Source organism: Campylobacter jejuni, assembly GCF_049221745.1.
Lineage (GTDB): Bacteria > Campylobacterota > Campylobacteria > Campylobacterales > Campylobacteraceae > Campylobacter_D > Campylobacter_D jejuni_E.
In genome coordinates this window covers 46,206-59,839 of the sequence record NZ_JBMJAO010000007.1, presented here as the reverse complement: position 1 = coordinate 59,839, position 13,634 = coordinate 46,206, and the positions used below count along the sequence as shown (strand labels likewise).

At 28.9% G+C, this 13,634-nt stretch carries 16 protein-coding genes and 1 pseudogene; 8 read left to right on the top strand and 9 right to left on the bottom strand.

Annotated elements, in window-relative coordinates; all coding sequences use genetic code 11:
• Window positions 1–69: 69 nt before the first annotated feature.
• Together cmeR and ccoG are read right to left on the bottom strand one after the other, a co-directional pair.
• Window positions 70–702, bottom strand: coding sequence for a TetR/AcrR family transcriptional regulator (gene cmeR, locus ACOTU8_RS06330; protein ID WP_422342207.1), 633 nt, complete (start codon window positions 700–702; stop codon window positions 70–72).
• Window positions 689–2,065 carry a cytochrome c oxidase accessory protein CcoG gene (gene ccoG / locus ACOTU8_RS06325; protein ID WP_422342206.1) on the bottom strand — a complete coding sequence of 459 codons (1,377 nt, stop codon included), beginning with the start codon at window positions 2,063–2,065 and terminating at the stop codon, window positions 689–691. The genes cmeR and ccoG overlap by 14 nt, the downstream gene beginning before the upstream one ends.
• A 156-nt stretch (window positions 2,066–2,221) precedes the next feature.
• Here ccoG and rpsU point away from each other — a divergent pair, with 156 nt between their 5' ends.
• From rpsU to ACOTU8_RS06285, 8 genes are all read left to right on the top strand, one after another.
• The gene (gene rpsU / locus ACOTU8_RS06320; protein ID WP_002780697.1) at window positions 2,222–2,434 is read left to right on the top strand and encodes a 30S ribosomal protein S21; all 213 of its coding nucleotides are present in this window, start codon (window positions 2,222–2,224) and stop codon (window positions 2,432–2,434) included.
• A gap of 115 nt (window positions 2,435–2,549) precedes the next feature.
• Window positions 2,550–3,155 carry a UPF0323 family lipoprotein gene (locus tag ACOTU8_RS06315; RefSeq protein WP_002854351.1) on the top strand — a complete coding sequence of 202 codons (606 nt, stop codon included), beginning with the start codon at window positions 2,550–2,552 and terminating at the stop codon, window positions 3,153–3,155.
• Window positions 3,156–3,164: 9 nt separating this feature from the next.
• Window positions 3,165–4,334 (top strand): glutathionylspermidine synthase family protein, encoded by a 1,170-nt coding sequence (locus ACOTU8_RS06310; RefSeq protein ID WP_422342205.1) that lies wholly within the window; start codon window positions 3,165–3,167, stop codon window positions 4,332–4,334.
• 2 nt (window positions 4,335–4,336) lie between these two features.
• Window positions 4,337–5,272: a D-2-hydroxyacid dehydrogenase gene (locus tag ACOTU8_RS06305; RefSeq protein ID WP_422342204.1), complete on the top strand. Its 936-nt coding sequence runs from the start codon at window positions 4,337–4,339 to the stop codon at window positions 5,270–5,272.
• Window positions 5,262–5,753 (top strand): YajQ family cyclic di-GMP-binding protein, encoded by a 492-nt coding sequence (locus ACOTU8_RS06300; protein ID WP_422342203.1) that lies wholly within the window; start codon window positions 5,262–5,264, stop codon window positions 5,751–5,753. Before ACOTU8_RS06305 ends, ACOTU8_RS06300 begins: the two co-directional genes overlap by 11 nt.
• A gap of 8 nt (window positions 5,754–5,761) precedes the next feature.
• Window positions 5,762–6,238 carry a hypothetical protein gene (locus ACOTU8_RS06295; RefSeq protein ID WP_422342202.1) on the top strand — a complete coding sequence of 159 codons (477 nt, stop codon included), beginning with the start codon at window positions 5,762–5,764 and terminating at the stop codon, window positions 6,236–6,238.
• A gap of 10 nt (window positions 6,239–6,248) precedes the next feature.
• On the top strand, window positions 6,249–7,073 hold the full coding sequence (locus ACOTU8_RS06290; RefSeq protein ID WP_422342201.1) for a hypothetical protein: 825 nt from the start codon (window positions 6,249–6,251) through the stop codon (window positions 7,071–7,073).
• On the top strand, window positions 7,073–8,785 hold the full coding sequence (locus tag ACOTU8_RS06285) for an AAA family ATPase (protein WP_422342200.1): 1,713 nt from the start codon (window positions 7,073–7,075) through the stop codon (window positions 8,783–8,785). Before ACOTU8_RS06290 ends, ACOTU8_RS06285 begins: the two co-directional genes overlap by 1 nt.
• Here ACOTU8_RS06285 and ACOTU8_RS06280 read toward each other — a convergent pair.
• The 7 genes and pseudogenes from ACOTU8_RS06280 to ACOTU8_RS06250 all read right to left on the bottom strand — a co-directional run bounded on the left by ACOTU8_RS06280 (window position 8,750) and on the right by ACOTU8_RS06250 (window position 13,550).
• Complete coding sequence (locus tag ACOTU8_RS06280) at window positions 8,750–9,322, bottom strand: ferric reductase-like transmembrane domain-containing protein (RefSeq protein WP_422342199.1); 573 nt, start codon at window positions 9,320–9,322, stop codon at window positions 8,750–8,752. The genes ACOTU8_RS06285 and ACOTU8_RS06280 overlap by 36 nt on opposite strands.
• Window positions 9,322–10,215, bottom strand: a complete 894-nt coding sequence (gene msrP / locus ACOTU8_RS06275) for a protein-methionine-sulfoxide reductase catalytic subunit MsrP (protein WP_422342198.1) — start codon at window positions 10,213–10,215, stop codon at window positions 9,322–9,324. Before msrP ends, ACOTU8_RS06280 begins: the two co-directional genes overlap by 1 nt.
• Window positions 10,216–10,272: 57 nt before the next feature.
• Window positions 10,273–10,950, bottom strand: a pseudogene (gene pyrF, locus ACOTU8_RS06270) (orotidine-5'-phosphate decarboxylase); the annotation flags it as partial.
• On the bottom strand, window positions 10,947–11,345 hold the full coding sequence (gene nusB, locus ACOTU8_RS06265; protein WP_422342197.1) for a transcription antitermination factor NusB: 399 nt from the start codon (window positions 11,343–11,345) through the stop codon (window positions 10,947–10,949). The gene nusB and the pseudogene pyrF, both read right to left, overlap by 4 nt.
• Window positions 11,345–11,809, bottom strand: a complete 465-nt coding sequence (gene ribE / locus ACOTU8_RS06260; RefSeq protein ID WP_084762411.1) for a 6,7-dimethyl-8-ribityllumazine synthase — start codon at window positions 11,807–11,809, stop codon at window positions 11,345–11,347. Before ribE ends, nusB begins: the two co-directional genes overlap by 1 nt.
• Window positions 11,806–12,621: a 3-deoxy-8-phosphooctulonate synthase gene (gene kdsA, locus ACOTU8_RS06255; protein ID WP_422342196.1), complete on the bottom strand. Its 816-nt coding sequence runs from the start codon at window positions 12,619–12,621 to the stop codon at window positions 11,806–11,808. Before kdsA ends, ribE begins: the two co-directional genes overlap by 4 nt.
• Entirely contained in the window at window positions 12,618–13,550 is a 933-nt protein-coding gene (locus tag ACOTU8_RS06250; RefSeq protein WP_422342195.1) for a DMT family transporter, read from the bottom strand. The genes kdsA and ACOTU8_RS06250 overlap by 4 nt, the downstream gene beginning before the upstream one ends.
• Between the last annotated feature and the right edge of the window lie 84 nt (window positions 13,551–13,634).

Here is a 13,634-nt window from a genome sequence, read left to right as displayed (position 1 = left end):
AAAATTGTAATATTTATTACAAAAATTTTTGGCTAATTATATCTTAATTTTGGTTAATAAAATTGTTTTTTAAGCTTTGGAGTCATTGATCCCATTTAGAAAAACATTTACAACAAATTCAACATGTTCTTTTTGCTTTTTTTTGTTTTTTAAAGGAGCATTAATTAAAACATTAAGGTGATGATAAGGTTCTTTTAATATAGTGCAAAAAAGAACTGCAAGTCTTTCTGCATTTTTTTTCATATAAGAATTATCTTGTTGTTTGAAAAAATCCATAAGTATATTATAAGAAAAATTTTGCTGATTGTTTTCTATCCAATTAGCAAGATGTCTATCTTTATCATAAACTTGAGAATAAACAATTTTACCAAAGGCTATGGTTTCTGGTTGATTAAAAATTTCTACAAAAGCTAAGCCAAAAGAAATTAAAATTTCTTTTAAAGTACCATTTTTAATTTCTTGTGTTTTGGAGTAAATAAGATGAAAGTGTTTTTTACATATATCATCTAAAATTTCAAAGAATAATCCTTCTTTGCTTTTAAAACTGTCATAAATATTAGAATAAGAACCTCCAGATAATTTAATAATATCACTTAAGCTTGTTTCTTGATATCCTTTTGTTAAAAAAAGCTCTAAAGCCACTGTTTTGATTTTTTCTTGTCTAGCTAAAACCTTTTGTGATGGTGTTTTATTTGAGTTCATTTTTATCCTTTATAAGAGTGCTTTTAGGATATACAAATATACTTTTCCTAAAAACCGAAATTTTTTCATTATCTTTGGCATAAGCTTTTATATGTAGAGGAAATATTATGTCTTTTTTGTCATTATTTGCCAATTTTTTTGTAGCTTTAATAACAACTATTTTTTTAACTTGTTCTCCTGCTTTTAATACAAAAGGTTTATTTGGTCTTATAATTTCAATTCCATCGTTTATTCCTTCTAAATTTGCTTTAAAATAATATTCATGAGGTTTAGAATCTGTGTTTTGAAATAAAAAGGTATAAGTATTTGAAATGACTAATTCACCTTTAATATTTGAAATACTATATAATTCACTACTGCGATTAATGTTTAAAAGCATACTTTCTTTTTTACTTCCCATAATGATTAAAGCTAGTAGAGCGATTAAAAGAACTATAAGATATGCTATGGTTTTAAATCTTAAATAATGAACTTTAGATTGTGTTTTGATAGCGTTTGTACTTGTCCAATTAATTAAACTTGGTCTATTAAATTTATTTTGTACTTTTGAACAAGCATCAGCACATTCAAGACAATTTATACATTCAAGTTGCATCCCTTTGCGTATATCAATATGTGTTGGACAAATACTAACACAGGCTTCACAGCCTATACACTCTCCTTCTGGAGGTTTTTTGTAAAGTTTAGTGTGTCCGCTATAAATCAATCCCCCGCGTTTCTCATCATAAATTACTTGCATTGTATCATGATCAAACATTACAGATTGTATTCTTGCATAAGGACAGACATAAACACAAAATTTTTCTTGTAAATAGGTAATATCCAAAGTAAAAAGTAAGCTAGCACAAAATAAAATTCCAAGCAAGAGTAAATGTTCGCTAGGATTTTGAATATAATTGAAAAAATCTTCAGGAGGAATAAAGTACCAAAGTAAATTACTAACAGCAATTAAAGATATAAAATAAAAAATTATCACTCCAAGAAATTTTTTAAAATATTGCCCCTCATATTCTTTTTGTTTGTTATTGATATTTTTACGAATTTTAAGAAATTTAGTTTGTATGATATCTCTATATATAACTCTAAAAATCGTTTGTGGACAACTCCAAGCACACCAAATTCTTCCACCTAAAGTTGTAATAAAAAAAATAAATAAAAAAAGAAATATAAGAACAAAAGGCATGAGATAAAATTCTTGTGTTGAAAAAGAAATAAAAAATAGGTTTAATTTAGAGTGATCAAAACTTAAAAGAAAAAAATGATTCTCATTAATTCTTATAAAAGGTAAGACAAATATGATAATGCTTGCAATTAAATATACAAAATATCGTTTTTTTGTATAGTTTGTAATGTGTCCTTGCATTTTTAGACCTTAATTATAATTTTTAGTACTTTGTAATGAGGATTATAGCCGATAAAAACTAAAACAACTTTTAAATGCTTCTAAGTTAGAATTAATAAGAAGTGTTTTATAATTATACCTCACAACAAAAATTTACACAGAAAGGTGGTGAGGACTGTGCCAGGAATCAAGGTACATCCTAACGAGTCTTTTGATGAAGCGTATCGTAAATTCAAAAAACAAGTAGATAGAAATCTAGTTGTGACTGAAGTAAGAGCAAGAAGATTTTTCGAGCCTATGACTGAAATTCGCAAAAAACAAAAAATTTCAGCACGTAAAAAAATGCTTAAAAGACTTTATATGCTTAGACGCTACGAGTCAAGACTCTAACCCAAAAGCCCGAAAGGGCTTTTTTTATATCTACAAACTTCATTTGGCATTAAAAAGTATTTATTATTTTTTGTTAAAATTTCTAATTTAAATTTTCTGTTTTTAGGATAAACTTATGAAAAAAATCAAAAAAATCATTCAAATTGGTATGATAGGTGGTTTAGCAGCTGTTGCTGGGGGTGCTTTAGCAGGTTGTGGAAGTAATAATGACAATGCAGATACTTTAAATCAAGCAGCTAATGCTCAAGGAGCTTTTGTAATTATCGAAGAAACAGCTCCAGGGCAGTATAAAATCAAAGATCAATATCCAAGTGATGAAACAAGGGTAGTTTTAAAAGATCTTAATGGCACAGAAAGAATTTTATCCAAAGAAGAAATGGATGCTTTGATTAAAGAAGAAGCAGCTAAAATTGATAATGGAACTTCAAATTTAACTAAAGATAATGGACAAATCAGCAGTGGAGGATTAAGTTTAGGAGAAACTTTACTCGCAAGTGCTGCAGGTGCTATTTTGGGAAGTTGGATAGGTTCAAAACTTTTTAATAATCAAAATTTTGCTAATCAACAACGTGGTGCTTTTTCAAATCAAAGCGCCTATCAAAGAAGTGTTAATAGTTTTAATAAAGCAGGTACAACAAGCTCTGCTTCAAGTGCTAAAAAATCAGGTTTTTTTGGTGGAGGCTCTAAAGCCACAAGTTCTAGTTCTTCTTTTGGCTCTTAGGGATAAATAATGCAATTATTACAAGTAAATAAACTTCAAAAAGATTATTTAGAAAATATAGGTTTTTCTTGGCATACAGATGAAGATGGAAGTGATTATATTAGCAATAAGTTAGTTTGTGTTAAGGAAAGCGAAGCTAATGCTTATTATGAAGCGGTAAATGAGCTTTATGATATGTTTATTGCTGCGGCGCAAGAAGTGATTGACAATGATCGTTTTGATGAGCTTGGAATTCCTTTTAGTCTTATTGATGCGATTAAGATGAGCTGGGAAAATGAGGTTCATTGGCATTTATATGGGCGTTTTGATTTAGCGGGCGGGCTTGATGGTAAGCCTATAAAACTTATAGAATTTAATGCTGATACCCCTACTGCTCTTTTTGAAAGTGCGATTTTACAATGGGCACTTTTAAAACAAAATGGAATGGATGAAAGCGCACAATTTAACAGTATTTATGAAAGTTTGATGGATAATTTTAAAAGACTTATTACCCTTGATGAAAGTGTTGAAGGGTTTGAAGAACATTATCAAGGATGGAAAATTCTTTTTTCAAGTGTTGCAGGAAGCAAGGAAGAAGAAATCACTACAAAATTACTTTCTCATATAGCCAATGAAGCAGGTTTTCAAACTAATTTTTCCTTTGTAGATGAGGTGGAATTTAGCGAAGAGGGTATTTTTAAAGAAGGTGAAAATTATGAGTATTGGTTTAAGCTTGTTCCTTGGGAAGATATAGCCATAGAAGAGGGTGAACTTGCTATGCTTTTAACTCAAATCATGCGTAATCAAAGAGCAATTATTTTAAATCCTGCTTATACGCTTTTATTTCAATCTAAAGGAATTTTAAAAATTTTATGGGAACTTTATCCAAATCATCCTTTACTTTTAGAAACAAAAGATACTCCTTTAGAGGGTAAAAACTATGTTAAAAAACCTGTTTTTGGTAGAGAAGGTGCAAATATCAGTATAATTAAAGATGGAAAAACTTTGCATGAGAATGTAGGTCCTTACGGGAATAATAAGGCTATTTATCAAGAATATGTAGAGTTTAATTCATGTCAAAATGAATACTATCAAGCAGGTGTTTTCTTTGCTTATGAAGGGTGTGGCTTAGGATTTAGAAAAGGCGGTCTTGTGCTTGATAATTATTCTAAATTTGTAGGACATATTATAAAGGAGTAAAAATGAAAATTGTTTGTTTGGATGCGGCAACTTTAGGGGATTATGATTTAAGTATTTTTGAAAAATTTGGTTCTTTGCAAATTTATACTACAACAAACAAAGAGCAAACCATAGAGCGTTTAAAAGATGCTAATGTCGCCATGACAAACAAGGTTGTAATTGATAAAGATGTGATTGATGCTTGTAAAAATTTAAAACTCATTTTAGAAACTGCCACAGGCGTTAATAATATCGATATTGAGTATGCTAAAGAAAAAGGTATTATTATAAAAAATGCTGCTGGGTATTCTACCATGAGTGTTGTGCAACATACTTTTGCGCTTATGTTTGCTTTTTTAAATCAAGTGCTTTATTATGATAAATGGAGCAAAGAGGGTAAATGGTGTGAAAGTCCTATTTTTACAGATTATAGCAGAATTTTAAATACCTTAAGTGGTAAAAAACATGGTATTATAGGTTTAGGAGCTATAGGTAAAGAAGTGGCAAAAATTTCAAAGGCTTTTGGAGCTGAAATTTATTATTATTCTACGAGTGGATCTAATAAAAACGCAGATTTTATACATTTGGAATTAAAAGATTTATTAAAAACTTGTGATATTATAAGTATCCACGCACCTTTAAATGAAAAAACTAAAAATTTACTCACCTTTGAAGAATTAAATCTTTTAAAAGATAATGCGATTTTGATTAATGTAGGAAGAGGTGGGATTATCAATGAAAATGATTTAGCTAAAATCATAGATGAAAAAAATATTCGTGTAGGACTTGATGTTTTAGAATTTGAACCTATGATGAAAAATCATCCGCTTTTAAGTGTTAAAAATAAAGAAAATCTTATTATTACCCCTCATGTTGCGTGGGCGAGTAAGGAAGCTTTAAATACTTTAATGGATATAGTTTATAATAATTTAAAAGAATGGATAGAAAATGGCAAGTGAACATAGTTTTGATATTTCAGCAGCTTTGGATAAGCAAGAATTAAAAAATGCTTTTGAACAAGCTAAGAAAGAACTTGATAGTCGTTATGACTTAAAAGGAATTAAGTGTGAGATTGATTTAAGCGAAAAAGAGAATATTTTTAAACTCAGTTCTTCTAGTGAAGGAAAACTCGATGTTTTAAAAGATATAGTGATTTCTAAACTTATCAAAAGAGGAATTAATCCTAATGCTATTAAAGAGCTTTCTCGTGAAAATGGGGCAATGTTTCGTTTAAATTTGAAAGCAAATGATGCTATTGATAGTGAAAATGCTAAAAAAATCAATAAAGCTATTAAAGATAGCAAGCTTAAAGTTAATTCTTCGATTCGTGGTGAAGAAATTCGTGTTGTAGCAAAACAAATCGATGATTTACAAGCTGTGATGAAGCTTGTAAAAGAGCTTGATTTAGAGTTAAATATCAGTTTTAAAAATCTCAAATAAGGTCAAATTTGAAACATTGTTTAGCTCTATGTTTTGTTTTTTTTCTTTGTGCTTGTAGTGTGAAAAATCAAAATTTTTCAAATCAAAGCTTGATGATTTTGATTGCTTCTCCTATGATAAAAATCAATGATGCAGCTTTTTTAAAAAAAGAAAACAATGCTTTAAATTTAGAAGTTTATAAACTAGGACAAGCTTTTTTTGAACTCAGAATCAAGGATAAAATTTGTATCAATGCGGTGTGTTATGATAAAAAAGTGTTTAATCAAAAATTTTTTAAAAATATATATTATGATGATATTTTAAGTGATATTTTAAAGGCAAATGCTTTATGGCAGGGTAAAAATTTAGAAAAAACTGATTGTGGTTTTGAACAAAATTTAAAAGCAAAAAATTATGAAATTTTTTATCAAGTTTGTGATAATAAAGTAAGTTTTTTTGATAAAATTTCACATACTAAAATCATCTTAACACATATTCAAAATTGAAGGATAGAGTTTGAAATTTTTTTTACTGGTATTTTGCTTTGTAAATTTAGCTTTAGCACAAGTTTATAAAGGTGAATTGTATTTTTATCATTTGCAGGATAAAGAAATTTTTGCCATAGTTTATGATAATGCACCTATGACCCCACTTTTTGATAAAGATAAAAATCAAACAAGTTCTAGTTTTTTAATTATTGATGATATAAATGGAAATTTAGAGATTCCACTTGTTAAGACAAATGATTTTTGGCAGGATGAGCGTAAAAAATATAAAATCAATTCTTCTAAAATGTTTACATATGATAATAAAAATTTTCAAGGAGAAAATTTAGGAACAACTACTTTAGAACTTGTCGAAACGCAAGATAGCATTCGTATAAAGCGTAGTCTTGATTTTATAGGTTTTAATGATGATTTTAAAGAATTTCATCCTGTTCATAAGGGTGTATTTAGCTTTGAACAAATTCGCCAAAAGCCTATTTTTTTACAAGATGGAAAAATTAGTTTTGAAGAATGGTATTATTTTTATGAAGATGGTATGAGTCGTGCTATTTTAGAGTTAAATAATTTTGTTTATGATATTAATGCTCACGCGTTTGTAAAACTAAATGATTTGTATAATACTGAAAATCAAAAATTTCAAAATCTTTTACATGAGAAGCTTAAAAATACATGTGATGAGTGTTTTGAAGATCTGCAAAATTTACAATTTAATAATAATTTTTTGTTTAATAATGGAAAATTAAAAATTTGTTATCTACCTTTTGAAGGTCATTTTTTAGATGAAAATATTTGCGTAGAATTTAACGAAGATGAGCTTAAGGAATTTAAAAAATAATGGAAAAATTAAAAAATTTTTTAAGTTTGAAAAATATAGAAGATACTCAAATTTATAAAGAGCTTAAGTGTGCTAAAAATGAGGCTTTGATTCTCAGAGAGCTTTGTAGAAATTATGTTGTTTCTATTTCTTCTATTAATGCCTTTACTTTATTATCGACAATTTTTGGAAATGATAAGTATCTTTATCTTGATGCTTTGGAGGATTTAAAAAAACTTATCGAAAGAGGTTTTGTAAATCAAAATTCGAGTTTTTTTAAAAGTTTAGAAAATAATAAAACTCAAACATTAACTCTTGCCTTATTGCAAAGTGAGCTTAGTCTAAGTGAATATTTTTTAGAATTTTTAGAAGCAAAACCTCGTTTAAACTTTGAGAAACAAGAGGCTTATGTAGATTATTTAGAATATTTAAAAGACGAATTTGTGCGTATTCAATTATACGAAAGATTAAGTTTTATACAAAAAAGTGCTTATAATAGTGAAATAAAAAACCAAATTAAACTTTATGAAAAACATATCAAAGAAAGACTAAAAAAAAGTAAATTTTATAATGTATTGGCTGATATTTTTAAAGAATATAATCTTGAACATAAAGAACAAATTATTTTTCTAGCACTTTTAAAAGAAGAATATGCTTTAAGTAATGAAAGTTCGATTTCTAGAGAAATGAATTCTTTACTTTCTTTAATCAGTGAAAATGATTTAGAAAGACATAAAAATAAAAAACTATTACAAGAAAATGCTCCTCTTTTAAACTTAATCGAGTATGATGAATATTTAAATGCTTTTGGAGATATTTCTAAAAGTTTTTTTATTATTGATGAAATTTTACAAAGAATTATAAATTTTGAACCAAAACAAAGTAAAAAAATCAAAATTGAAAGTGTTTTAAAAGATCAAGATATTTTCGAGCTTATAGAACCAAGCACTGACATCAATGATATTATTATGCCTGAAAATACAAAAGAGCTTTTAGAAAATATTTTAAAACAACAAGATAAAAAAGTCCTAGAAAGACTTCATTCTTGGGGTATAAAGAGTAATAAAAATATAGAAGCTAAAATTATTTTTTATGGTCCTGCTGGTACTGGAAAAACTATGTCAGCTTTAGCTATGGCTAAATCAATGAAAAAATCTGTCCTTAGTTTTGACTGTTCTAAAATTTTGAGCAAATGGGTTGGAGAGAGTGAGCAAAATGTAAGAAAAATTTTTGATACTTATAAAAATATCGTGCAAACTTGCAAACAAAGTCCTATTTTACTTCTCAATGAAGCCGATCAGTTTTTAAGTACGCGTGTAGATGGAAGTAGTGGCAGCGATAAAATGCATAATCAGATGCAAAATATATTCTTAGAGCAAATTGAGCGTTTTAGTGGTGTGATTATCGCTACGACAAATTTTTTAGAAAGCTTAGATAGTGCATTTTCAAGAAGATTTGATTATAAGATAGAATTTAAAAAGCCTGATTTTAAAGATAGGCTTAAAATTTGGGAAAAATTTCTACCTAAAAAAGCATTATTTGAAAAAGGTTTTGATATAAATATTTTATCAAATTATGAATTAAGCGGAGCACAAATTTTAATGGTGGTAAAAAATACAGCTTTGAAAGTAGCTGTATCGCAAGATGGGGTTTTTAAAATGCAAGATTTTATAGAAAGTATACAAAAAGAATTAAATTCAAGTTTTGATAAAAGTAAAATTGTTGGATTTTAACTTGTTTAATGTTTTTATATAGCGAAATATAAAATAAAACAAAGCTATAATTAAAGCACTCCATTCCCAAAACATAGGAACTTTTGGGGTTAAAAAATAATGATAACTTGCCAAAACTAAGCATAAATATCCTAATTTTCTGATTTTGCTAAGTTTTTTAAAGATTTTAAAAGAGCTCAAAAGCATTAAAAATATAATTAAAAATGCGATAAATCCACTTGCTTCTAATAAACGATGTGAAATATCATCAAAAAGTCTTAAAATGTGAGCATTTCTATCAAAAATAAAATAATTTAAAAAGTGTAAAATTACCCAAAAAGCTGCAAAAATACCTAAAATTTTAGGATAATTTTTTGTTTTTTTAAATTTAAGTAAAGAAAATAAAAGACTTAAATTTAAAAAGATCAAAGCAAATATTCCAGTGTAAATATAGGCTTCTTTTACAAAATCTATGGCTTTTATAATGTGATAAAAGCCATAGATTAAACTTATAATAAAGCTAAAATAAGCAAGAAATTTAAAGTATTTTGTCTGCATTAAAAATTCACTTTCAAGTCCATGTTTTTATATAAACTTGCCACTTCTTTTTCATATCCATTAAACATTAAAGTAGGCTTGGTAAAGAAGTCTCCTAAAGCTCTTTCGTTAGCTTGAGACCATCTAGGATGAGAGACATTAGGATTGACATTGGCATAAAAACCATATTCACTTGGAGCATAATTTTCCCAAGTGGATTTAGGTTGTTCTTTGGTAAATTCTATTTTAACTATGGATTTAATACTTTTAAAGCCATATTTCCAAGGAACAACAAGGCGTATTGGAGCACCATTTTGAGGCTTTAAGGCTTTTTTATACATTCCTACTGCAAGCAAGGTAAGAGGATGCATAGCTTCATCCATGCGAAGTCCTTCTACATAAGGATAGTCTATAGTTGGAAATAAAGCATCTTGATCGGGAAATTGACTCTTATCTAAAAGAGTGGTGAATTTAACAAATTTTGCCTCGCTTGTAGGTTTTGCCATTTCAATTAAACGACGCAATTCAAAGCCTACCCAAGGTACTACTATAGACCAAGTTTCAACACAGCGAAAACGATAAATTCTTTCTTCTAGGGGAAATTTTAAAATATCTTCCATGCTTAAAGTTAAAGGTTTTTCTATTTCTCCACTGATATCGATTTTCCAATTTTGAGTGTTGAAATTTTGTGCTAATGATACAGCCTTTTTTTTATCTGTTGAAAATTCATAAAAATTGACATAATTTGTAGCCAGTTCTTCATCGCTGATTTCAAGTTTGTTTGGATTAGTATCGCTTGTGAAATTTAAAGCAGATAGTTTAGAAGCAAGCACACTTGAACTTATCAAAGCACCTGCTCCAAGTTTTAAAAAATCTCTTCTTTTTTTATATAAATTCTCAGGGGTTATAATCATAATTTTTCCTTGTTAAAAATTTTTACTATTAAAACATAATAAGGATAATGATTATTAAATTTCTTGTAGAATTTTTTCGCAAATTTTTCTAGGGTTATTATCTTTGTAAATAGGGCGTCCAACTACTATAAAATCACTTAAATTTTCTCTAGCCATTGTTAAATTAGCGATGCGTTTTTGATCATCATTTTTCTCTCCAAATGGACGAATTCCTGGAGTGAGAGTTAGGAAATTTCTTTGAGTGTGTTCTTTGATAATTTTACTTTCAAAAACAGAGCATACCATACCATCAAGTCCATTTTCATAGGATATTTTTGAAAAATTAATTACAGCTTCTTCGATTTTTTGTCTATAAATGCTAAAGAAATTTTCTTCATCAAAACTTGTAAGAGCAGAAACTGCTAAAACTAAAGGTCTTTTTGAAAATTTGCTAAGCCGTGTCATAACTTCTTGCATGGCTATTTTTCCAGCACTTGCATGGATATTGATCATATCAACATCAAGTTTTGATATTTCTTCGCAAGCATCTGCCATAGTGTTGGGAATATCATGAATTTTAAGATCAAGAAATATTTTAAAATCATCAACTTTTTTAAGTTCTTCTATGAATTTAAAACCATCTCTTAAATATGCTCTTAAACCTACTTTTAACCATATATCTAAATTTCTTAATTCTTTAGCAAGTTGTAAGCATTCTTCTTTTGTAGAAAGATCAAGTGCGACACAAAGCTTCATTTTTTAGCCTTTATCAAGGCATCTAAAACTCCATTTATAAATTTTGGAGAATTGTCATTAGCAAGTTCTTTGGCAAGTTCTATAGCCTCATTGATGACAATGGCGCTAGGAGTATCGGTAAAAAGTAACTCATAAGCTCCAAGTCTTAGTATAGCTCTTTCTACATGTCCTAAAGCTGTAATTTGATTATCATTTAGAAATGAATTTAAGGTTTGATCAATATTGTTTAAATTATCTAAAATTCCATGATATAAATTTAAAGTAAAATTTTTTTGTTCATTGCGTATTTTTTTTTCATCTAAAATTTCATCTACAAAAATGTTGTTTTGAGAATTTAGCTCAAAAGCATAAAGTAAAGAGATAACACTTTGGCGAACTTGGTGACGCGTTGCCATTAAAGCTCCTTGCTTAAATTTAACATCTCAATTACAGTTGTCATAGCTTCAAAGCCTTTATTGCCTGCCTTGCTTCCAGCTCTTTCTATGGCTTGTTCTATAGTATCTGTGGTTAAAACACCAAAGCTTACAGGGATATTATGATTTAAACTCACATTGGCTATGCCTTTGGTAGTTTCTGCTGAAACATAGTCAAAATGTGGAGTTGAGCCACGAATTACTGCGCCTACGCAACAAATTGCATCAAATTTTTTGCTTTCTATAGCTTTTTTTAATGCATACGGAAGTTCAAAAGCACCAGGAACAAGTATAAGACTTAGATTTTCTTCTTTACCCCCATGTCTTAAAAAAGCATCTTTTGCTCCTTCTACAAGGCGATCTGTGATGATATGATTAAATCTTGCATTAATGATAGCAATTTTTGTTTTTGAGTCTAAATTTAATTTTCCTTCAATAATATTCATTTGTTTTCCTTTATGATATTTTGTATTTTTATTAATGTATTAACGCAATTTTTAAGGCGTGTAAGATTAAGCATATTAGGTCCATCGCATAAGGCGTCACAAGGATTAATATGTGTTTCAAAGAAAAAGCCATCTACACCTACAGCTGCTGCCGCTCTTGCTAAAGGTTCTACAAATTCGCTTTTCCCTCCGCTACTTCCACCTGCAGCCCCTGGCATTTGTACACTATGGGTAGCATCAAAAATAACTGGAGCAAATTCACGCATGATAACTAAAGAACGCATATCTACTACTAAATTTCCATAGCCAAAGCTAGCTCCTCTTTCAGCTACAAAAACATCATTTTTTTGAGCAGCTTCATAGCCTTCATCTTCTATGCCACGGGTTTGTAGAACTTTTTTAACGCTATATTTGATATCACTTGGGTTTAAAAATTGTCCTTTTTTGATATTAACTTTTGCCTTAGTTTTTGCTGCGGCCACAAGTAAATCGGTTTGACGACACAAAAAAGCAGGAATTTGCAAGACATCAGCTACTTCACTTACAGGGTTTGCTTGATTGCTTTCGTGTATATCAGTTAAGATTTTCATACCAAATTCATCTTTTACGCTGTGTAAAATTTTTAATCCTTCTTCAAGACCAGGACCTCGAAAAGAATTAATGCTTGTGCGATTGGCCTTATCAAAACTTGATTTGAAATAAAATTCTATATTTGGATTTTCATTAAAATTTTTTAATTGTTCGGCGACTTTAAAAATCAAATCTTTGCTTTCTATCACACAAGGACCAGCAATGAGTATCATTTTTTTCATTTTTTCCCTTTGTTCTTAACTAAAATTAATCCACCAAAAATAATGCCTATTATACCTAAAAAAACCATAGTACTTGGTAAATTATCTCCTAAAATTATCCCAACTATCATACTAAATACTACATCAAGATAACTAACCCCAGCAACCACTCCTGCTTGTTTAGCGATACCATAAGCTTTGGTGACATGAATTTGATAAATGGTGCCTAAAGTTCCCATAATGGCAATGATAAGCCAAGCTGTAAGACTTGGCATCACAAAAGGTGCTAGAATGAAATCTAAATGTAAAGAATCAAGATGCTGTGGTTCAAAAAATTCAGCACTGATCATAGAAATTAAAGGCATTAAGGTTCCTAAAAGAATAAAAGAAAAAGCAATTTGTTCTGTAGTGTAAGATTTTCTAAGTTCTCTTACACTTGTAAGAGCTAAAGCGGCTAAAAATCCACTTGTAACACCTATAATTGAATTGTTTAGATCAAAACCTGAATGATTTGAGTCGAGAGCCCAAGGCTGAGCGATTAAAAGTACTCCGCTAAATGCTATTAAAATTCCTATCCAGCCTTTGATGCCAATATTTTCTTTAAAAACAACAAAAGCTATTAAAGTAATAAAAATAGGAGCGGTTTTTTGAAAAGCAAAAGCTCCGCCTAGTGTAATATTTGAGACATTATAGAAAAACATATACAGTGAAAGCGTGCCTACTACTCCACGAAATACCAAGAGCCAAAAATGCCCCTCTTCTTTATGTGCCTTAGATCGTTTTAAAAGATAGACTAGGAAAAAAATTCCTATGATATTTCTAAAAAACATAATTTCTATAGAACTCATTTCTTTGCTAAGAATTTTTACACAAGCTCCCATAAGTGCAAAATCCAAACATGCTAAAATCATGAAATAAATTCCTAAATTACGCTTGATTACTTTTAGCATTTTTTTTCCTTAACTAAAATCTGGGTTAATTCTAGTCTTTTTTTGCTTAATATTAAGCCAAATTTTATATAATTTTGAAAATAT